The organism is Vibrio sp. 2-1-2a (assembly GCF_032648565.1).
GTDB classification, from domain to species: Bacteria; Pseudomonadota; Gammaproteobacteria; order Enterobacterales; family Vibrionaceae; genus Vibrio; species Vibrio diabolicus.
The window spans coordinates 876698-899073 of sequence record NZ_WBOH01000001.1 but is presented as its reverse complement, the minus strand read 5'-3'; the positions used below and the strand labels follow the sequence as shown (position 1 = coordinate 899073).

Sequence of the window (22376 nt, the reverse complement as noted above, 5' to 3'; positions counted from 1 at the left end):
ATTTTTTCTTATTGGTTAATTATTTTCCTATAGGAGATTTCTTCTCATCTCACTGCGTGTTTATGAACGAAGAGGGCTATAAGTAATTGTAATCATTCGTTGTGTGAATGTTTGTCCTGCATAGGAATGTAAAGATAGTCATTTTTTCTACAACAATTCCGTTAACAAAAATGTAAATTATCACTTTATTTTGTAACCTTTGTGTGTATGATTTGCGACTAATGCTTTAAAAGTAAGCATATATAACTACAAAAATGTAAATAGCAAACACAACATATCGGAGATTTATAATGGATAAATCGCTTTCTAGTAAGATTTTTATAGGCTTGTTTGCCGGCCTTGTGCTGGGAACAGCAATTCAGTACTTATTTAGCGGTATTGCGATTTTTGATACATACCTACTTGGAGCAGCAGAAGGCGTTGGCGGCATGTTTGTCTCGCTGATCAAATTGCTTGTTGTTCCTTTAGTTTACGTTTCAATCGTATGCGGCATTGTTGACTTGAAAGACATCAGTGCATTTGGTCGTCTTGGTGGAAAAACTTTTACCCTCTACATTCTTAACACCATCATTGCGATTACGGCGGCTTTGACTGTTGGTTTGATTTTCCAGCCAGGAGCTGGTGCTAATCTGGCAGGAACGGTATCTGAGGCCGTACAGCTGACGACGACAGAAACGCCGGACATTTTCTCTCTAGTTGTTAACATTGTTCCTAGCAACCCAGTACAAGCGTTTGCTAACGGCGACATGCTGCAAATCATCTTCATGGCAATTCTGACAGGTCTTGCAATTCAAGCTTTGGATTCTCGTGGTGGTCCTGCCATCCGCACGTTCAAAATGGCAAATGAAATCATGATGAAACTGGTTGGGTTAGTGATGAGTCTTGCGCCATATGGTGTGTTCGCGCTAATGATTCAATTGGGTGCAACACTAAACGCCAATACATTGATGTCCGTGGCTGGTTATGTGGCCTTGGTGGTTGCGATGTTGGTGTTCTGGATCTTCTTCTTCTATCCAATGGCAGTAAGTCTTGCGACAGGGACCTCTCCAAAGACTTTCCTACGTGCAACTCGTGAGCAGATTCTGTTCTCTCTATCTACCGCGAGCTCAAACGCGACTATCCCGGTAACGATGCGTACACTGACAGAAAAGCTTCAGGTCTCTAAATCGGTTGCTGGCTTCGGTGTACCACTGGGCGCAACGATGAACATGTCTGGTGTGTCTATCTATATTGCTCTAGCAACGATGTTTGTTGCGAACGCTTTTGGCCAGCCAATTAACACCGCAGACATCTTCACGCTTGGTTTAACTATTCTTCTATTATCTATTGGTGCTGGTGGCGTTCCTGGAGGCGGCGTGGTAATGGTAGGCGTTTTGCTTCACCAACTAGGCTTACCACCTGAAGGCTTGGCAATTATTGCTGCGGTTGACCGTATTAATGACATGTTCTGTACGTCTTCAAATGTTGTGGGCGACACGGCGGTAAACACCATTGTTGCAAAAACAGAAGGTGAGATTGGTAAAGAAGAAGGCGTTGACGCTGAGCCTGCTCAAGCGAACGCATAATGTCTTGAATCATTTATTTTAACCCTAATATTGAAGCGAGCTCTTATGAGCTCGTTTTTTGTTTAGGAAGAGTCGGGCATAAATAAATTCATCTGGGAAATGGCGTTTTGTTGCGCTACAGCAGTGTGACGAGTTCCCAACTAATCAGAAAGAAACACATAAATTTCGAAAAAAGACGCTTTTTTTTAATTCTGCCCTTGAAAAGCATTTTGCCGCCCTTATCTATGTGGCATAGAGAAGCAAACATTGATTATTTTTGTTTGTGAGCAAGGGTTGAAACCCGATTCTCCTCCCCCCACATTGGGGTTATAACCAAACGAAAATAGAATTTATTCGGAGATAGCCAGATGGGTAAAATCATTGGTATTGACTTAGGTACTACTAACTCATGTGTTGCTGTATTAGACGGCGACAAACCACGTGTAATTGAAAACGCAGAGGGCGAACGTACTACTGCATCGGTTATTGCTTACACTGACGGTGAGACGCTAGTAGGTCAACCTGCGAAACGTCAAGCAGTAACTAACCCAGAAAACACGCTATTTGCAATTAAGCGTCTAATCGGTCGTCGTTTTGAAGACGAAGAAGTTCAGCGTGACATCCAAATCATGCCTTACAAAATTGTTAAGGCTGACAACGGTGACGCTTGGGTAGAAGCAAAAGGCCAAAAAATGGCGGCTCCTCAGGTTTCTGCTGAAGTTCTTAAGAAAATGAAGAAAACTGCTGAAGATTTCCTTGGTGAGGAAGTAACTGGCGCAGTTATCACAGTACCTGCTTACTTTAACGATGCTCAGCGTCAAGCTACAAAAGATGCTGGCCGTATCGCAGGTCTAGAAGTTAAACGTATCATCAACGAACCAACAGCAGCAGCGCTAGCTTACGGTCTTGATAAGAAAGGCGGCGATCGCACTATCGCGGTATACGACCTTGGTGGTGGTACATTCGATATCTCTATCATCGAAATCGATGAAGTTGAAGGCGAGAAAACATTCGAAGTTCTAGCGACTAACGGTGATACTCACCTTGGTGGTGAAGACTTTGATAACCGCCTAATCAACTACTTAGTAGACGAGTTTAAGAAAGAGCAAGGTATCGATCTTAAGAACGATCCACTAGCAATGCAGCGTGTTAAAGAAGCAGCAGAAAAAGCGAAAATCGAGCTTTCTTCTACTTCTCAAACTGACGTAAACCTACCTTACGTTACTGCAGATGCAACTGGTCCTAAGCACATGAACATTAAAGTGACTCGTGCAAAACTAGAATCTCTAGTTGAAGACCTAGTACAACGCTCTCTTGAGCCACTAAAAGTAGCTCTAGCTGACGCTGATCTATCAGTAAACGACATCACTGACGTAATCCTAGTTGGTGGTCAGACTCGTATGCCAATGGTTCAAGCGAAAGTTGCTGAGTTCTTTGGTAAAGAAGCGCGCCGTGACGTAAACCCTGACGAAGCAGTAGCAATGGGTGCTGCAGTTCAAGGTGGTGTACTTGCTGGTGACGTTAAAGACGTACTACTACTAGACGTAACTCCACTGTCTCTAGGTATCGAGACAATGGGTGGCGTAATGACTAAGTTAGTTGAGAAGAACACAACTATCCCAACTAAAGCGAACCAAGTTTTCTCTACAGCGGAAGACAACCAGAGCGCGGTTACTATCCACGTTCTACAAGGTGAGCGTAAGCAAGCGATGTACAACAAGTCTCTAGGTCAATTCAACCTAGAAGGCATCCAGCCTGCACCACGTGGTATGCCACAAATCGAGGTTACTTTTGACCTTGATGCGGACGGTATCCTACACGTGTCAGCGAAAGACAAGCAGACTGGTAAAGAGCAGAAGATCACTATCCAAGCTTCTGGCGGCCTGAGCGATGAAGACATCGAGAAAATGGTTCAAGAAGCAGAAGCTAACAAAGAAGCGGACAAAAAGTTCGAAGAGCTAGCGACTGCACGTAACCAAGCTGACCAAATGATTCACGGTACTCGTAAGCAAGTAGAAGAAGCTGGTGAAGCACTACCTGCAGAAGAGAAAGAGAAGATTGAAGCAGCAATTTCTGAGCTAGAAACAGCGCGCAAAGGCGAAGACAAAGAAGCTATCGATGCTAAAGTTCAAGCACTAATGACAGCTTCTCAAAAACTGATGGAAATCGCTCAACAACAAGCTCAAGCGCAGCAAGCACAAGGTGCTGACGCCGATGCACAGTCTAAAGAAGACGACGTTGTAGATGCTGAGTTCGAAGAAGTTAAAGACGACAAGAAATAATATTTCTTAACCAGATGGCTGCAAAGCCATCTGGGGTCGATAAGACTTCGTGTGCGGGCGTTTGGGGCAACTCTTACGCCCGTCTGTTTGTAAACGCTGTCTTTCTAGTTAAGTATGTTGCGGATAAGTGCACTTACCTAGAACGATACAAACACCAAGCGGTGAATCGATGCCGTTTGTAGTAATTAACTGGTGACGAAGAACATGTCAAAACGTGATTTTTACGAAGTATTAGGCGTAAGCCGTGATGCCTCAGAGCGCGATATCAAAAAGGCGTATAAGCGTCTAGCGATGAAATTCCACCCAGACCGAAACCAGGGTGATGAGTCTGCGGCGGACAAGTTTAAAGAAGTAAAAGAAGCGTACGAAGTTCTGACCGACCCTCAAAAGAAAGCGGCGTACGACCAGTACGGTCATGCTGCTTTTGAACAAGGCGGCGGTGGTTTCGGTGGCGGCGGCTTTGGTGGCGGCGGTGCTGATTTCGGCGACATCTTTGGCGATGTATTCGGCGACATTTTTGGTGGTGGTCGTCGTGGCGGTGGTGGTCACCGTGCTCAACGTGGTGCGGACTTACGTTACAACATGGAACTGACGCTAGAAGAGGCGGTTCGTGGTGTAACGAAAGAGATCGAAGTACCAACACTAGTACACTGTGATACCTGTGATGGTAGTGGCGCGAAGAAAGGTTCATCTGCTGAAACATGTGGTACCTGTCATGGTCATGGTCAAGTACAGATGCGCCAAGGCTTTTTCGCAGTGCAACAAACCTGTCCTACCTGTCACGGTAAAGGCAAGATCATTAAAGACCCTTGTAATGAGTGTCATGGTCAAGGTCGTAAACAGAAAACCAAAACACTTAACGTTAAGATCCCAGCAGGTGTTGATACTGGCGACCGTATTCGTCTATCTGGCGAAGGTGAAGCAGGAGAGATGGGAGCTCCTGCGGGTGACTTGTATGTACAAGTGCACGTGAAAGAGCACCATATCTTCGAACGTGATGGTAACAACCTATACTGTGAAGTGCCTGTAAGCTTTGCGATGGCGGCTCTAGGTGGTGAAGTTGAAGTACCAACTCTAGATGGTCGCGTAAGCCTAAAAGTACCTTCAGAAACGCAAACAGGTCGTATGTTCCGCATGCGTGGTAAAGGTGTGAAAGGCGTTCGCGGTGGCGGTATCGGTGACTTGATTGTTAAGTTGGTTGTTGAAACACCAGTAAACCTAAGCTCACGCCAAAAAGAACTGCTCAAAGAGTTTGAAGAGTCTTGTGGTGGTGAAGCGGCGACAAAGCACAAGCCTAAATCAGAAGGCTTTTTCAACGGTGTGAAAAAGTTCTTTGATGATTTAACCAGCTAGACGTTAGTGAAAAGCACAAATACAAAGGCCTGCTAAAATGCAGGCCTTTTTGCATCTCGGTGTTCTTTCTAATTCCAGCAATCACTTGGTTCTTCGACATTTGTTGACGTTAAAGTAATCGTTTTAGCGCCAGTCAAGCACTCGTCGTCGTCTTGTCCCAGAGCCGATTTTGCTGTTGCTGTAATGGTATAGGCCGTACTTGCAGAGCTCGCAATATTGAAAGAAAATCTATCTGTGTCTGAATCACATAGAGTGCATGTGCCTCCAGAGATAATATGACTCCAGTCGTACCCACCATCATAAGATGTCTCTAGCTCTAGCTGAATTCGACTAAGATCGCTCAAGGCAACCGTCCTATGAGACTTAATTACATGATTGATGTAAGAAGGGTAGGCGACAGCCGCAATGATCCCAACAATCACTACGGCTATCAGTAATTCGATCAATGTCATCCCTCCCAATCTTTTTTTGTAGCTGTTACAGCGAGAAATTCGAATCATCACGAGTAGTTTCCTTTTCACTTTTCCGCCTATTTTTGGCAGGTGATAGCATCTGTGCAAGATGAATTACGGCCCTTTTGCCGTTTACATAGGAATTTGGGAAATGCCTCGCGGGTTTACGTTGTTGGAGCTTCTTATTACTGTTGCTGTACTGAGTATTATATTGGCGTTTGCAGCTCCAAGCTTTAGCCGTGTTTCACAAACTGTGCAAATGCAGCGATTGGCAACTGAATTAGCTGGTTTTCTAAGCCAAAGTAAGTCCGAGGCGGTAATGAGAAATCAAAAGTTATATATACATTTCTCCATGGCTAAAAACGTTGTTGTCAGTCAAGGCGCATGGTCTCTACAGTTAACTGACTCATCTAGCGGCTCAGGGGGAGTAATCTTAAACCTTTCCGGCTCCGCATACTCTGAATTATCTTTGAAGCACAGTTACGATAATCAAAAAATAAGCTTCGATGAGGTCCGTGGACGGCCCCAAGGAGGAAATATAGAGTTTTTCCCAACCAATGCTCAAAACATAAAACTACAAGCAAAGCTCTCAAACCCTCCTGGGAGGATTAAGATTTGTAGTAATTCTGGAGCGAAGTTATATGATTACCATCAGTGCTAACAAACGCTATCAAAGAGGTAGCTCTTTAATTGAATTAATGATTAGTTCTTTAATTGGGTTAATTGTTCTTAGTGTAGTGGGCTCTATATTCTTGAGTTTACAAAAAACAGCAAAAGAAAAAAGCTTAGAGCTAAATTTATTGCAAGGTCTTAATATCACTTTATCTGTTATGAAAGAAGATATTCAAAGAGCAGGTTATGATGGTGGGAACGGTAGTTCACTCAAATTATCCGGAGCTACAGGAACCATAATGCTGAGCGGCGCCTCTTCTGTTGGTTTTGTGTATTTTAAAGAAGACTCAGCTGCCAATGAAGACTATCGAAATATTAAGTATGAGAAGAGAGATACTCGGTTTTTTATATGTGAAAAAGGCGTTGTGTCTCAAACACAAATATTATCTTTTGATGGTATAGATTTTTGTCGTTCTCTATTTGATGATGATATTTTCCAAGTTACCCAATTCACTGTTAGTTCAGAAACAGTGACTAATGGAGGAAATGTAAGTTCGGTCACGAACGTTAAGTTAGGTTTGCAAACGATTGATGGAATCTTTAGTGAAGTCGCGGAGTTTTCTATCAAACAAAGGAATTGGCAATGACATCTAAATATAGCTATTCCGGTTATACCACTTTGCTTGTGACTTCTATACTTTTATTACTTGCTTTAATTGCATCATTAGCATCATCCAAAGGTGTATTTTTTCAAATAAAAGTTGCGCAAAACGAAATAAAATCTCGACAAGCACATTGGTTAGCTGAAGGAGGTGTTGAATGTGCATGGGCGCAATTTAGAGTTAGTAATATTGTACCTGCAGTAATAACAGATTGTGGCTCAGGGCTTTGGACGGTTCCGAATTTTACGAGTACTTCCAATGGGTATTTGGTTACTTCTAATGTTGGATTTACAAGCATTAGTAAGGAGATTATTTTGGGAGGTAACTTGAGCTATGGTGCAATGCAGTCTAGTGCCGACATTTATTTTCATTCTAGTGCAACGTTTTCTACTCCAGATCCAGGGGAATTGAGCAGCGATGGGTGGGAGTGTATTGCGTTAAGGTATAAAAAGCGCTTTTACTCCTCTTCAGTTGATAATAAAGGCGTAATTCATGGAGAGTCTCCCTATGCCGATTTTAACAACCTTACAAATAAAGATTGCGCAAACACGACGGCAAACCGTCATCTCTCATCTAGTGTTGGCGGGGTTGGTGCTGGTGATGATTTTACTCAAGATACAGATTTAAAGCCATTTGAATCCTTCTTTGGAGTAAAGGCTGAAGAGCATAACGATGTCCGAGATAATGGTGTATTTCATGTTATGACGGGCTCAGTGGCTGGTGGCATACCTAATTGTGGTGCTGCTTTAACAGCAGAAATTCAGTCAGGGAAGCATCATTTATGGGTTGAAGGGAGCTGTGAAATCAAGCAATCGGAATACAATGATTTGGTGAATGCTACATCATCGACCAATGGCGTAACAGTGCTCATTCATGATGGTCTTTTCTCCGTGATGGGACCACCGAGCTCCGGCGCTACATCAAATAAGTTTAAAGGGGTCTTGTTTCATTTCAATCATGATTATGCTCCGGCAACAGCGGATTGGGTTGGGTTCGAAGCCAATGCTCACCTAAATCATGTGCCAAGTGTTGTAGAAGACTCATACAGGACAATAGCTTCTTATTATCAGCATGGTTCTTTTACGGTATCTGGTGGTCAATATTTTGATAGTGAAGATCAGGCAGCGGTTTTCTTCGATTCTTTGGACTTTAGATACAATAAAGATGTGATAGACAATTCAAGGAATGCGCATGCAATTCCTAGATGGAAGAAGGGCTCTTGGAATGATCTCTAAACAAAAAGGTTTTAACCTTCTTGAAGTTCTAATTTCTTTTCTGCTTATCGGTGTTGGGGCTCTAGGTTTAACGAAGCTAAACGTGTATCTAGAACGCGAATCCGAATATGCCATAAAAAGTATTGAAGCACTGCGTCTAGCAGAAAACCAGCTCGAATGGTTCCGGACGCGTGGTGCTTCTGCGGCGATGTCTACCATCACACCTGCAAATTTTGCTTCTATTGCAACAGGCTCTTCTGTTACTGGATCTTATGTCGTCGAGTGGGAAGTTCCAGCTGCCACGGTTTCAGGAACACTGAAAACTATCACTATTACCTCTAGCTGGAAGGATAGAATCGGCGAGACGCGATCAGTTCAGCTTAAAACGATGATCTCACAATACAGTGAATTCGAAAACTAAGTTCAATTGCATGCATGCGCTGAGACAAATGCGGGTGTAATTCCTGTTTGATACCGGATTTGTCACGGTTAATAAATGGTTTTTGAACTGTTAATCGAGTTGATGTGCTACTGTTTTTATTATGTTTAATTGAAGTGGTGTTTTTGCAAAATATGTCTCCAATTATGAAAAAAAATATAGAACCTTGTGCTTTCTCCATTAGTGTTTACTAGAATACTCGTTGGATAGTAGGCCGTCATAATTACTCAAATAGGCCTTGGCACCAACATCATTCACTATGGAGTTACCATGAGTAACCAAGCTGTAAATAAGGCACCATCATCGAAGCCGAGCGGGATGGAGCGCTTTTTAAACTTTATCGAGAGGACAGGTAACAAAATCCCTGATCCTGCGATTTTGTTCTTCTGGGCATTGATCATTACTTGGGCGGCGTCAGCACTTTTATCGAATGTATCATTCGATCTTCCAAACCCTCGAACGGGCGAAGCTCTTACCATCACTAATTTACTTACGGGCGAAGCGCTAGCAAGTTTCCTTGCTAACATGGTGACGACGTTTACTGGCTTTGCGCCACTGGGTATCGTACTTGTCGCAATGCTAGGTGTGGGTGTTGCAGATTCTTCGGGTTTTATTACGACGGGTCTTAAGAAGATGCTGAACTTCACGCCAGCTAAGCTTCTTACTCCAATGCTGATTTTGGTTGCTATTGTGTCGCATACTGCGGCAGATGCAGGCTATGTTCTGGTTATTCCTCTGGGCGGTATTATCTTCCATGCGGCAGGTCGTCACCCTCTAGCGGGTATTGCGGCAGCATTTGCAGGTGTATCTGGTGGCTTCTCTGCAAACTTTATCCCTTCTGGTATCGATCCACTACTTGCAGGCTTTACGCAAACCGCGGCGCAGGTTCTTGATCCTGAATACGTGGTTAACCCATTAGCGAACATCTTCTTTACTGGCCTATCTTCCATCATTATTGTGGGGATTGGTTGGTACGTGACAGAGAAAATCATCGAGCCTCGTTTATCAAAAATGCCAATTGATGACGATGCGGAAACCGCGCCAAACCTAGGTTCATTTACTGAACTGGAATCAAAAGCATTCCGTTATGCAGGTTGGGCAATGATGGCGGGTATTGCTTTACTTGTTGCAGCGTTAATTCCAGAAACATCAGCACTTCGCTCGCCTGAAGGTGAAATTACGGCCTTCTCAGCACCGATAATGAAGTCTATCGTGCCGTTGATCTTTATTCTGTTTATCATTCCTGGTTACGTTTACGGTAAAGTGTCTGGAACGTTCAAGACCAGCAACGACATTATCAAAGCGATGGCTGACACCATGTCAACCATGGGCGCATACATTGTAATGTCGTTCTTCTGTGCTCAGTTCTTATCTGCATTTGCTCAGTCAAACATCGGTACGATGCTAGCGTTGTATGGCGCAGAAGGCTTAAAAGCGATGAACCTACCAGGTGAAGTGACCATCATCGGTATGATCCTTCTAACCGCGTCTGTAAACCTACTTATTGGTTCGGCATCGGCAAAATGGGCTTTAATTGGTCCAATCTTAGTGCCAATGCTAATGGCGGTTGGTATCTCGCCTGAGCTGTCTCAAGCGGCTTACCGTGTGGGTGACTCTGTATCGAACATCATTTCGCCTCTAATGGTATTTTTCCCTCTTGTAGTGGTTTACTGTCAGCGTTATGTGAAGTCGGCTGGTATCGGTACGCTTGCGTCACTAATGATGCCATTCTCGATCGCAATGTTGATCGGTTGGTCTATCTTCCTAGTTGCTTATTGGATGGTAGGTATCCCGCTAGGCATTCAAGCTCCTTACACTTACACAATGTAAAAACGTGTAGGGTGTGAAAGCCGCTAATTGGCAGCCAAAAAGCGCAGGTCTTCGATCTGCGCTTTTTTGTTCTCGCAAACGAACATCGATAGGTCTTGTAACTAGGTTTTTTGGAGTTGCAAACTTTGTCCCGTGATGTGTTGCTGTAGTGAAACCGAAGTTGGTGCTAAAATTCCTGAATTCAATCGTTTTTTGTTTCTTTGGAGCCTCCTTTGTCTAACCATCCGTTTACCCCTCAAGATGAATTGTTTATGCGTAGAGCGATGGTGCTTGCTGAGCAAGCAGAAGCTGAGGGGGAAGTACCTGTCGGCGCAGTGCTTGTCAAAGATGGTGAAATTATCGCTGAGGGGTGGAATCGCTCTATTGGTACTAATGACGCTACCGCACATGCTGAGATTCAAACACTGCGTAAAGCAGGCCAAAAGATAGAAAATTACCGCCTTCTGGATACGACTTTGTATGTAACACTTGAGCCATGTCCAATGTGTGCCGGAGCCTTACTGCATAGCCGCGTTAAGCGGGTCGTTTTTGGAGCGCCAGATTTAAAAGCGGGAGCAGCAGGAACAGTGCTTAATTTGTTTGAAAGCCAAGCTGCTTACCATTACGCCATAGTTGAAAAGGGGCTGCTAGAAGATGAGTGCCGTACTCAGCTACAAGCGTTTTTTAAGCGTCGCCGTAAGGAAATTAAAGCGAAGAAACAAGCACAAAAAGCATTAGAAAATGGAGAGAGTGGACAAAATTATGGAAATAGTGAGAGTTAGCAAACATCTACAACCGGGTAGATGTTTGCCTGAACGTACTAGTGATTGACTAAGTGTACAAAAACACGATTACGTGAACTTACTTTCTTTTTCATACATGTCAGTTTACGTTTACGTCGGATAGCAGCTACTGTGTTATTTAAACGCTTTGACTGCACTCTACGTCTTCTCATATTCAAAACCTCCTGCAGGCAAGACTTATACCAGTAAATAGCGGTTCATCGATGCTTTACAATAGGCTCGATAATCGCACTAAACATTTGATGGTTTAAACGTTCTTCATTTGACTCCTGTATTGCACAGAGCCAGCAAATAATTTCAATACGATGCTTAATAATAGGAGTGACGTTATTTCGGCAGAGCGTAGCCGATAGCGCCGCTTCATCAGTGAGCTAAACCATGTGATTACGAAGCAATCTGTTACAAAGCAATCAGTTTAACTAACGGTGAAAAAAAGGCGACCAACCAAAGGAATGGTTGAGTGTGGTTGGTGTCACTCAGAGTCTTGGATTCTAGATAAGTTTTCGCTAGGACTCAACAAAAATGACGAGCTCATGGGCTCGTCATTTTTTAGTTTACAGCGGGTCTATTCTTCAAGGCTTTCTTGTTCGGTGTCTTCTTCAACCGTGACGTCAGAAGCGCCAGATATTTGCTCTACAACGGTCTCTACTGCTCCTGATATCAAAATATCAGGGTTGAGCGGCGGGATAACTTGCAAGTCATCGCTATTCTCATCAATGGCTGGTCTTTGGCTGACATGACCAATGATGGATTGGTAGTAACGTCGAATATTTTCTACGTAATTACGCGCTTCATCACCTCTGGCGTACCCATAGCGAGTTTGACTGTAGTAACGCTTCTGACGCAGTAAAGGCAATCTGTCTTTTACATCCGCCCAAGCGTTTGGATCGCCACCTTGCGCTTTAGTAAGTCGTCGTGCGTCCATCATGTGGCCGTAGCCAATGTTGTATGAAGCCAGGGCAAACCATATTTTTTCATGCTCGTTGATGCTATCAGGCACGCGACCTACAATGCGACGTAAGTACTCGACACCACCACGAACAGATTGCTCAGGGTCTAAACGGTTTGTTACCCCGACGCTTTTCGCTGTTGGCAGAGTAAGCATCATCATCCCTCTAACACCCGTTGGCGATTTTGCCGCTGGCTTCCAGTGTGATTCTTGATACGCCAATGCTGCAATTAAGCGCCAGTCGAACTCTTCGCTGTACTTTTGGAATAAAGGTGCCCACTTAGGCAATTTGTCATCCAGAGCTCGAATGAATGCGCGAGTATCAACGTAGTCAAATGCTTCAATATGACCAATGTACTTCTCTTCGAGAGTGGACAGTTCTCCTGATTGTTTAATGTTACCGAAAAACTCTATCAGCATCGCATACAAACTTTCGTCTTCAGAGCGTCGAGTAAACCACGATACTGGTTGATCTTCTGTAAGTTCAAACGCGAGCGCAAGATCGGGGTAAAGGCGCTGAGCTAGGGAAAGCTCCACAGAGTCAGTCACAGTAAAACGCAACTCACCAGTGGATACATATTTAAGTAAGTCTCTCGTGTCAGCATCGCCAACAATTTCAAACTGCAGCTCTGGGTATTGCTTCTTTAATGCGGTTAGGGTCGGAACATATTGCGATTGTTCGACGATCTTTAATGTTTGCGCGCCTGCATTTGTATCTTCGTCAGATTCGCTGTCTTTCGATGCTTGGTATTCAATCAGCTGTTCGATATCACGTGGTCGAAGTTGCCCCTTTTTATACACAACTTGTTGGCTTACATAATAATAAGCAGGGCCCGGTCTAAAGCGTTTTACCGCTTGTGACGTTTGATTTAAGCCCGTGGCGATGAGATCAATATCTCCTTTCTTAAGAGCAGGAAAAAGCTCGGCTTGGCGAAAGGCTGGTTTAATCTCGAGCTTGACGCCGAGCTGCTCCGCAAACTGACGCGCCAATTCGTAATCCAACCCAGCGGGACCATCGGGACCAATATAATAGGAAAGCTGATTGTTTAGCGTGCCAACACGAAGCACGCCACGTTCCTGAATTTTTTCGAATTCACTTTTGGGTTCCGACTCAATCTGGCAGGCAGAGAGTAGTAGCACAGAAACAAAAATTAGGGCGCTGCGCTTGAGTCGGTTGAGCTGGCTTATTTGCATTAATAGGTACATCTTAGGAAATTTCTATTTGCCTTTATATCAAAGCGAGCTCATGGGGCAAAGTGAATCACACACTTATAGCGTGACATTGTGTGTTTTATCGACATTTTAGTCGTAATTCAAATTTGACAAAAAAAATGACGCAAACGGTTGCTTTTGATGTTACATCACAAAAACAATTGCTATATAATGCGCTCGCAATGACGAGGTGGAATCGGCATAGGTTCGACAGGGCTTATTTTAAGTGTCTGAATTTATTCCAATATCACCTTAATCAATTGCATAAGAGACCTAAGCACATGAGAATTTTGCGTGGCTCCCCAGCTCTTTCTGAGTTTCGTGTTAATAAACTACTGGAACTTTGTCGTGAACAAGATCTGCCTGTAACTGGCATTTATGCCGAGTTTATGCACTTTGTCGATCTAAAGTCTGACCTTGATGACCAAGAGTTAGAAAAACTTGAAAAGTTACTAACTTACGGCCCAACCATCGAAGAGCATGAGCCAGAAGGTCTTCTACTTCTTGTTACGCCTCGTCCAGGCACTATCTCGCCTTGGTCTTCTAAATCTACCGATATCGCTGTTAACTGTGGCTTGGATAAAGTGAAACGTCTAGAGCGCGGTACGGCTTATTATGTCGAATCTTCAGTTGTTCTATCAGAAGCTCAAGTTGACGCTGTCAAAGCGTTAATTCATGACCGCATGATGGAAACGGTATTTACAGAATTTGAAGCTGCGTCAGCGCTGTTTACAGTCGCAGAGCCTAAGCCTGTCGCACATGTTGATATCTTAGCGGGCGGTCGTCTTGCGCTTGAAGAAGCAAACGTTTTCCTTGGCTTGGCACTCGCAGAAGATGAAATTGATTACTTGGTAGAGAACTTTACTAAGCTTGGGCGTAACCCAAACGACATTGAATTGATGATGTTTGCTCAGGCGAACTCAGAGCACTGTCGCCACAAAATTTTTAACGCAGATTGGACTATCGACGGAGTAGATCAACCTAAGTCTTTGTTCAAAATGATCAAAAACACGTTCGAAACGACACCTGACTATGTGCTGTCTGCATATAAAGACAACGCGGCCGTTATGACGGGTTCTAAAGCGGGTCGTTTCTTCCCAGACCCTAAATCTCGTCAATACACTTACCACCATGAAGATGCGCACATCTTGATGAAGGTAGAGACGCACAACCACCCAACAGCAATCTCTCCATGGCCGGGCGCATCGACTGGTTCAGGCGGTGAGATCCGTGACGAAGGTGCGACGGGTATCGGCGGTAAGCCAAAAGCGGGTCTGGTTGGTTTTACAACCTCTAACTTACGTATTCCTGGTTTTGAACAGCCGTGGGAAACCGACTTCGGCAAGCCTGGTCGTATTGTAAATGCGCTAGACATCATGCTTGAAGGTCCTCTAGGCGGCGCGGCATTCAACAACGAATTTGGTCGTCCAAATCTATTGGGTTACTTCCGTACTTACGAAGAAAAAGTCACTTCTCATGCGGGTGAAGAAATTCGTGGTTACCACAAACCAATCATGATTGCTGGTGGTATGGGTAACATTCGTGACGAACACGTGCAGAAGAAAGAAATTCCAGTGGGTGCGAGCTTAATCGTACTTGGTGGTCCGGCAATGAACATCGGTCTTGGTGGTGGTGCGGCATCTTCCATGGCATCTGGTCAGTCAGCAGAAGATCTGGACTTCGCGTCAGTACAGCGTGAAAACCCAGAGATGGAACGTCGCTGTCAGGAAGTGATCGACCGTTGTTGGCAGTTAGGCGACGACAACCCAATCGCATTTATCCACGATGTGGGTGCAGGCGGTATCTCTAACGCATTGCCTGAACTTGTCGACGACGGTGAGCGTGGCGGTAAGTTCCAATTACGCGATGTACCAAACGATGAGCCGGGCATGAGCCCACTGGAAATCTGGTGTAACGAATCACAGGAACGTTACGTTCTAGCGGTAGCGCCAGAAAACATGGAAGCATTCGACGCAATCTGTAAGCGTGAACGCGCACCGTATGCAGTGGTGGGTGTGGCGACAGAAGAGCGTCATCTAACGTTAGAAGATTCTCACTTCGACAATACGCCAATCGATATGCCAATGGATATCCTGCTTGGTAAGCCACCGAAGATGCACCGCGACGCAACCACACTAAAGGTGGAAAGCCCTGCCATTGTTCGTGATGGTATTGAGCTTAATGAAGCGGTGGATCGCGTACTTCGTCTTCCAGCGGTTGCAGAAAAAACATTCCTAATTACTATCGGTGACCGAACAGTAACGGGTCTGGTTGCTCGTGATCAAATGGTTGGCCCTTGGCAGGTACCAGTAGCAAACTGTGCAGTAACAGCGGCAAGCTATGACACTTACCACGGCGAAGCAATGTCGATGGGTGAGCGCACGCCAGTGGCATTACTAGACTTTGGTGCATCGGCTCGCCTAGCGGTTGGTGAGTCACTAACGAACATTGCGGCAACAGACATCGGTGATATTAAACACATTAAACTGTCTGCGAACTGGATGTCGCCAGCGGGTCACCCAGGTGAAGATGCAGGTCTTTATGAAGCAGTCAAAGCGGTGGGTGAAGAGCTCTGTCCTGCATTAGGTTTGACTATCCCTGTTGGTAAAGACTCCATGTCGATGAAAACCAAGTGGGAAGAGAACGGCGAGAGTAAAGAAGTCACTTCTCCACTGTCGCTAGTTATCACGGCATTTGGTCGTGTGGAAGACGTACGTAAGACCGTGACTCCACAACTACGCACATCTGATACCTTGGAAGGATTAGGCGACACTTCTCTAGTTCTTGTTGACTTGGGTAACGGCAAAAACCGCTTAGGTGCGACAGCATTGGCACAAGTATACAAACAGCTGGGTGACAAACCTGCTGACGTAGATAACGCTGAGCAGCTAAAAGGCTTCTTTGATGCAATGCAAGCGTTAGTACGTGATGACAAGCTAGTGGCTTACCACGATAAGGGCGATGGCGGTCTATTTGTTACACTGGCTGAGATGGCGTTCGCGGGTCACTGTGGCGTAAAAGCGAACATCGCAGAGCTGGGTGATGATGCGCTAGCCGTTCTATTTAACGAAGAGCTAGGTGCGGTTGTTCAAGTTAAGAATGATGATCTGGATTCAGTTCTATCTACTCTGGCGGCAAACGGCTTAGAGGCATGTTCACATGTGATTGGTTCAGTTAACGCTTCAGACGACTTTATTATCACTTCTGGTGATGCAGTTGTGCTTGAACGTTCACGTACCGAACTACGCGTTATCTGGGCTGAAACAACGCATAAGATGCAAGGTCTACGTGATAACCCAGCGTGTGCTGACCAAGAGCACGAAGCTAAGAAAGACAACTCTGACCCGGGTCTAAACGTTAAGCTCAGCTTCGACGTAAATGAAGACGTTGCAGCACCGTACATTGCGAAAGGTGCTAAGCCTAAGATGGCGATTCTACGTGAGCAGGGTGTTAACTCCCACGTTGAAATGGCAGCAGCGTTTGACCGCGCAGGTTTTGAAGCAACCGACATTCATATGAGCGATATCCTAACGGGTCAAGCCGTTCTGGATGAATACCATGGCCTAGTAGCTTGTGGTGGCTTCTCTTACGGCGACGTACTAGGTGCGGGTGAAGGCTGGGCTAAGTCTATCCTGTTTAACGCACAAGCTCGTGAACAGTTCCAAGCCTTCTTCAACCGTGAAGAGACGTTCTCTTTAGGTGTATGTAACGGTTGTCAGATGCTTTCTAACCTGAAAGAGCTGATCCCGGGTGCAGACTTGTGGCCACGTTTTGTTCGTAACGAATCTGAGCGTTTTGAAGCGCGCTTTAGCCTAGTTGAAGTTCAGAAATCTGATTCTGTATTCTTCGACGGAATGGCTGGTTCGCGCATGCCAATCGCGGTTTCCCACGGAGAAGGGCGTGTAGAAGTACGTGATGCAGAGCACCTAGCAGCGATCGAGGCATCAGGTACGGTTGCGGTTCGTTACGTGGATAACCTCGGTAACCCAACACAACAATACCCGAACAACCCGAACGGTTCGCCAAACGCGATTACCGGTTTAACAACAGCAGACGGTCGCGTAACTATCATGATGCCTCACCCAGAGCGCGTATTCCGCACAGTTGCAAACTCTTGGGCTCCGGAAGGTTGGGGTGAAAATGGCGCTTGGATGCGTATGTTCCAAAATGCACGTAAGAATATCGGTTAATTAACCTCAGGTTAATCTAGCTTAAGTAAAGCGTTGGTTGAGAGACCAGCGCTTTCTTTTTTTTATTACTCTTTTTTCTTCGTCGCTCTTTCTCGTGACTAGGCGAAACGTTGCTTTGTTCTGCCTCTTCTTTGTCATCTATTATCTCGCATAAAAAACTTGCAGCGTTTAGATTACTTTTATGCTCTAATACCGCGCTTACCAAGGGATGGTGTTAAACAGCTCAGCTTAGATGGAGTTATCAAGTTGACCGAATCCCTGATTGATCCCTAAATCCCTTAGGAAATGAAAGAAATGTCTAAGAATCCAAAATTTGCTATCCGCGTCACTGAAAAACGTAACGGCTGGAGCGCAGAAATCACTCGCCAAGTGACATCTCGTAAGACTGTAGTATCAAAGCGTGAAACTGGCTTTGACAGCGAAGAGAAAGCACAAGCTTGGGCTGAACAAGAACTGGCTGGTTTTATCCAAAACCAAGTGGTTCGTAACGAGCGTAAAGCAGCGCAACGTCAAGAGCGTGAAGCAGAACAACTAGCGGCAAAAGTTCGTAAAGAAGAAGCCCGCAAAGCACGTGACGCTGAAGTAGACGCTGACGAAGAATAGATTCAAGTCGGTGAGATGGTGACGTCACCCATCAAACAAAAGGTGAAAATGCCCTGAGCTTTGTCTCAGGGCATTTTTTATTGTATCGACTTAAAAACAATCCGAGGATACTGACAGACTAAACGTACCGTCTTCAGGGGCTGCAAATTGTTTATTGCTAGGAAGAAGGTGAGGGTTATTAGCATAAGTGCGATGTGTTGACTTACCCTTTGCCGAGTGCCTCTCTGGTAAATCAAAGTGTTGCAATCCGTCAGATAGATCGTTTGCTTCACCGTAGTCGAAATGTGTTGCGACGTCCTTGGGCTGCTTGGCGTAACGACAGTGATCCGGCTTGCCATCTTCGTGCCAAGTTAACGCGTTTGCTTTGGCGTCTAGATTCAGATTATTTGTTGTTGGTTTTGCGTAATGATCCTCAATAACTTGGTGCTGACTCTGCTCTTGTAAGTAGTCAGCAATGCTCTCGGAAGTCTGTGCCAGGCTTTGACTTGCTGGAACGAAGCAAGCAAGAAGAAACAGTGTTTTTAAGTTGTTCATAGTGTGTATGCAAGCAAAAAGAAGTGATAGTACTGATAAATAAAACAGTGTGCAATTATGGTTGTTAGTTAAGAAACAGCAGGGCAGTTAATATCTGCCCTGAATCTTTTAGGTATGGTTAGTATTGATAAGTGAGGTGCAGTTTGACTTCACGACCAGGCGAAGGCACGCCATTAGATAGGTATGCTTCGTAGTAACGATCGGTTAAGTTTTTCACAACCGCGCCAACACTCAAGCCTTCGACTTGTTGTATTTCCCAAACCACGTAAGCGTTTTGTAGCGTGTATTGCTCACTTGGCGATTTCACTTTTAAATTGTTACCGCTTGCCTTGGTTTTGGTTTGCGCATCATACCAACGGACTTCCCAGCCAGTGCGTAAACCTGGAATCCATTCGTAACCTAAACCCAGATTAATGTTTAATGGTGGCACATCAGGGTGATCATCATCTGAACCTGTAGAGTCAGATAAACTGCCTTTGTTTTTGCCGCGAATGTAACTTGCTGAGAAATTACTGTAGAAATCTTCAATCCGGTATTGTGAAATTAGCTCAAAGCCGTAGTTTTTAAAGCCATCTAGGTTTGTATTCCAGCTTTGTAACTCAGTAGTATTTTTGTCGAGGTTTTCGCCCGTTCGTATATCAACTGTGTCGCTAACATCGTTATAGAACAAAGTTAACTCTGTTGCGAGGTTATCGCGAGAGTTCACCAGCCCTTCCGTTAAGTTGATAACGCTTGCTTGATAAGCATGGATACGAGACACGTCCAGATTCAAAGCAGTAGCCGTAGCGGTAGCTCGCGCATATTGCACTGAGTAGATGTTATCAACGGTTGGTGCTTTTAAAGCGTAGGCGTAGGAGGCGTTTAAACGCGTATTATTGGTCGCATCAAAGTCGATATCCAAACGTGGGCTAAAGCCTTTATGCGTCGTTTCACCGTAGTCATGTCCGGCGGCTGGATCATTATAATCCGGCGCGGCGTTCCCTTTTCCTTCACTCTTGATGTATTCGTAACGCAGAGAAGGTGTGATGGTTAGACGGTCTGTTGCTTGATAGTGATCAGCAATGTAAGCCGCATAAATTGACTGAGTGCCAGATGGTTCGTAGTAAGGGGTATACCAACCGTAGTTTTTGGCTTCATTACTGTCGTATGATGCGTTGAATACTAATGAGTCTCTATCGGTTTTTTGATATTGAAGCCCTGTGACTAGAGTGTGGTCTCCGAACTGTGCTTGGTTAAACACATCAGCATAGTCACGCTCGTAACTCAACCAAGACTCGTGACCGTAACCGCCAACAGAAACGAACATTTTCTCGAATGCCACGTCAGGGCGAACCCAGTGACGATCGTTTTCAGAACGTGCCATTTTGATATTGAAATCAATATACGGGTTAGTCGGCATGTAGTGGTAAGAGATGGTCGTGGTGTTATCTGTGTATTTATTATCGACGGTGTATGCGTATTTGGCTTTTTCTAATGATCCGTATTTCTTGATGTTGTACTCAGTGATGTTAGGCATTTTTCCGCGGCGGTTAGCCCAAGGTTTACGACCTTCATCTTTGTAGCGAGTGTGGCTAATTTCAAACTCGTGATCGTTGTTTTCATAACCGACTTTTACGAGCATGTTTTCTTGCTCATAACCTGAGTAATCCAGCGTTTCACCACCACCGACTTTAATGTCATCAGAATCTTTTACCGAGCCATTCGCTAGAAAATAAAAACCAGTATCGTTTTTACCATAGAGTGTTAGCGTGTAGGCATTCTCATCGCCGTTGGTGTTATATGCACTTGAGATGCGAGCACCAAAGTTTCTGTCACCGTACAGTAGGTCATCGACACTCTTGGTTTTAATGCGAATGGAGCCACCAAACTTCCCGTTGAGTGCTCGATAGTCGTGCGCGCCCTTGATAATTTCGGCTTCACCAATCAAGAACGGATCAAAAAAGAAAGTACCGTAGCGGTATTGTTGAAAGCCAATTGGAGCGCCATCGACAAACACGGCGATATCGCTTGGATCATCAAAACCACGAATGTTAATACGTTCGCCACCAGAACGACCGCCACCATCTAATGATGCGCCCGGAACGGCATCGATCATTGAGGCAAAATTAGAGTACTGTTGCTCTTCAATCTCTGACCAATCAATGGTGGTTTGCGCAGGCTCAGCAACGGTGATGGGTTTGGCATAACGCACACCGATGACTTCAAGCTCTTCATTTGGCGTTGTCTCGGCATATGAATAAAGAGGGAAGAGCAAAGTCAGTGAAATGAGATTTACTTTGAATGGATGACTTTTTAATCGTTTCATATTGATGATTTATAGTGTTTTTATGAAGCTCGGATTATAAGAACATTATTACTATTAATAAATGATAATGAGATTAATTATCAAATGTGTTTTTGCGATGGCTTGTAAAGTTTTTTATCCATTCGTGGAAACTACGATGAGTATCTGTAGCTTACAGAAAACAAAAAGCCCAGCATCATGGACGCTGAGCTCATTGGCTTTTAAACAAGATGGTGCGAGCACTGTTAGCTAATCAAGTGCGTCCTTGGTAGGAGTTACTGAGTTTCTAACGGGATCTGTCCGGTAGTCAGTGGCTCGACATCGAACTCGGTTAGTCCTTCAATGTAACTTTCAACGGCTTGTTCTACCGAATCATCACCTTGGTTGAAGTAAGCAAGGTGGAAGATCGCATCGCCTTCATTAACCAGTGGCAAAGTTTGTTGACCGATCACCAAGCCACGCTTTGGCGCTTTGAGCTCTACTTCATCATGTCCAAGAGGAGAGCTGATATAGGCGAGAGTTTCACCCTGTTCCACTTTGTCTCCCAGATTAACGACAGTACGCAAAATACCGTTACCTGACGCACGAACCCAACTGGTGGACTTCGCTATGATAGGCTCAGGCAGCTTTTTTCGGCTAGCGCGCAGCATGCCAATGGCTTGCATTACACGCCGAACCCCGAGTACACCAGCGCTGATTGACAGTGGATCAAAACGCAATGCTTCGCCAGCCTCGTAGGTGAGCACGGGGATATCACATTTTTCTGCTTCACTGCGTAAAGAGCCATCACGCAATGCTGAATCAACAATCACTGGCGTCGCAAACGCCTGAGCAATACGCAGAGTTTCTGGGTTGCTTAAGTTTGCGCGAATCTGTGGCAAGTTCGTGCGGTGAATGGCCCCAGTGTGCAGATCCAAAATGTAGTCACAACGTTTGGCTATGTTGTTAAAGAAGCCGTGTGCCATTCGAGATGCAAGCGCGCCTTTTTCACTGCCAGGAAAACAACGGTTGAGATCTCGTCGATCGGGCAAGTACCGTGATTTATGGATGAAACCAAAAACGTTAACGATAGGTACTGCAATGACAGTGCCTTTCAGTTTTTGTGGATCCAGTTGGTTAATGATCTGACGAACGACTTCTACGCCATTAAGCTCATCACCATGGATAGCAGCATTGACCATTAACACAGGCCCTTCTTGTTTCCCATGGATGATTTCCACAGGAATAGATAAAGGCGAATGTGTGTATAGTTTCGCTGCTTCAAATTCGATCTCTAATCGTTGTCCTGGTTGTATTTGATGCCCTAAGAGCTCAAACACTTTGCTTTTTTTACTTCTGGCCATAAACCATCTCTGTCAAATGCGTTATCAGCAATGTAACAATTGCTGCAAAATCGCACTAATCATTCTCATTAAGGACACGACAAATTACTTT

At 44.7% G+C, this 22376-nt stretch carries 16 protein-coding genes; 11 read left to right on the top strand and 5 right to left on the bottom strand.

The genetic code is table 11. The features are described from left to right. The first annotated feature begins 290 nt into the window (after positions 1–290). From F7Y48_RS04245 to dnaJ, 3 genes are all read left to right on the top strand, one after another. Positions 291–1565: a dicarboxylate/amino acid:cation symporter gene (locus F7Y48_RS04245; protein ID WP_012842090.1), complete on the top strand. Its 1275-nt coding sequence runs from the start codon at positions 291–293 to the stop codon at positions 1563–1565. 347 nt (positions 1566–1912) lie between these two features. Then, positions 1913–3826 (top strand): molecular chaperone DnaK, encoded by a 1914-nt coding sequence (dnaK, locus tag F7Y48_RS04240; protein ID WP_005391455.1) that lies wholly within the window; start codon positions 1913–1915, stop codon positions 3824–3826. 204 nt (positions 3827–4030) lie between these two features. After that, positions 4031–5179, top strand: a complete 1149-nt coding sequence (gene dnaJ, locus F7Y48_RS04235; protein WP_005391453.1) for a molecular chaperone DnaJ — start codon at positions 4031–4033, stop codon at positions 5177–5179. A 68-nt stretch (positions 5180–5247) separates the two neighbouring features. On the opposite strand, the gene F7Y48_RS04230 is transcribed toward dnaJ, so the two are convergent. Beyond that, entirely contained in the window at positions 5248–5679 is a 432-nt protein-coding gene (locus F7Y48_RS04230) for a type IV pilin protein (protein WP_226421997.1), read from the bottom strand. A 103-nt stretch (positions 5680–5782) separates the two neighbouring features. Between F7Y48_RS04230 and F7Y48_RS04225 the strand changes: the two genes are divergently transcribed. The 6 genes from F7Y48_RS04225 (at position 5783) to tadA (ending at position 11149) form a co-directional block, all read left to right on the top strand. Then, complete coding sequence (locus F7Y48_RS04225) at positions 5783–6292, top strand: GspH/FimT family pseudopilin (protein WP_047010169.1); 510 nt, start codon at positions 5783–5785, stop codon at positions 6290–6292. Further along, positions 6273–6890 (top strand): PilW family protein, encoded by a 618-nt coding sequence (locus tag F7Y48_RS04220; protein ID WP_237283646.1) that lies wholly within the window; start codon positions 6273–6275, stop codon positions 6888–6890. The genes F7Y48_RS04225 and F7Y48_RS04220 overlap by 20 nt, the downstream gene beginning before the upstream one ends. Beyond that, entirely contained in the window at positions 6887–8140 is a 1254-nt protein-coding gene (locus F7Y48_RS04215) for a hypothetical protein (protein WP_258508379.1), read from the top strand. The genes F7Y48_RS04220 and F7Y48_RS04215 overlap by 4 nt, the downstream gene beginning before the upstream one ends. Then, complete coding sequence (locus F7Y48_RS04210; protein WP_005381606.1) at positions 8130–8540, top strand: prepilin-type N-terminal cleavage/methylation domain-containing protein; 411 nt, start codon at positions 8130–8132, stop codon at positions 8538–8540. The genes F7Y48_RS04215 and F7Y48_RS04210 overlap by 11 nt, the downstream gene beginning before the upstream one ends. A 288-nt stretch (positions 8541–8828) precedes the next feature. Beyond that, positions 8829–10388 carry an AbgT family transporter gene (locus tag F7Y48_RS04205; RefSeq protein ID WP_017635695.1) on the top strand — a complete coding sequence of 520 codons (1560 nt, stop codon included), beginning with the start codon at positions 8829–8831 and terminating at the stop codon, positions 10386–10388. A gap of 251 nt (positions 10389–10639) precedes the next feature. After that, positions 10640–11149 (top strand): tRNA adenosine(34) deaminase TadA, encoded by a 510-nt coding sequence (gene tadA / locus F7Y48_RS04200; RefSeq protein WP_374045042.1) that lies wholly within the window; start codon positions 10640–10642, stop codon positions 11147–11149. 586 nt (positions 11150–11735) lie between these two features. Here tadA and mltF read toward each other — a convergent pair. Next, on the bottom strand, positions 11736–13313 hold the full coding sequence (mltF, locus tag F7Y48_RS04195; RefSeq protein WP_012842083.1) for a membrane-bound lytic murein transglycosylase MltF: 1578 nt from the start codon (positions 13311–13313) through the stop codon (positions 11736–11738). Positions 13314–13612: 299 nt separating this feature from the next. On the opposite strand from mltF, the gene purL reads away from it, so the two are divergent. After that, positions 13613–17521 (top strand): phosphoribosylformylglycinamidine synthase, encoded by a 3909-nt coding sequence (purL, locus tag F7Y48_RS04190; RefSeq protein WP_316681632.1) that lies wholly within the window; start codon positions 13613–13615, stop codon positions 17519–17521. A 294-nt stretch (positions 17522–17815) separates the two neighbouring features. After that, complete coding sequence (locus F7Y48_RS04185) at positions 17816–18124, top strand: DUF3622 domain-containing protein (RefSeq protein ID WP_005391432.1); 309 nt, start codon at positions 17816–17818, stop codon at positions 18122–18124. Positions 18125–18214: 90 nt separating this feature from the next. On the opposite strand, the gene F7Y48_RS04180 is transcribed toward F7Y48_RS04185, so the two are convergent. From F7Y48_RS04180 to F7Y48_RS04170, 3 genes are all read right to left on the bottom strand, one after another. Next, a complete protein-coding gene (locus tag F7Y48_RS04180; RefSeq protein ID WP_258508381.1) occupies positions 18215–18658 on the bottom strand; it encodes a DNA-directed RNA polymerase subunit beta in 444 nt (147 codons plus the stop codon). A 118-nt stretch (positions 18659–18776) separates the two neighbouring features. Beyond that, positions 18777–20963 carry a TonB-dependent receptor domain-containing protein gene (locus tag F7Y48_RS04175; RefSeq protein ID WP_258508383.1) on the bottom strand — a complete coding sequence of 729 codons (2187 nt, stop codon included), beginning with the start codon at positions 20961–20963 and terminating at the stop codon, positions 18777–18779. Positions 20964–21217: 254 nt separating this feature from the next. Then, complete coding sequence (locus tag F7Y48_RS04170; protein ID WP_248381788.1) at positions 21218–22285, bottom strand: succinylglutamate desuccinylase/aspartoacylase family protein; 1068 nt, start codon at positions 22283–22285, stop codon at positions 21218–21220. Positions 22286–22376: the final 91 nt, after the last annotated feature.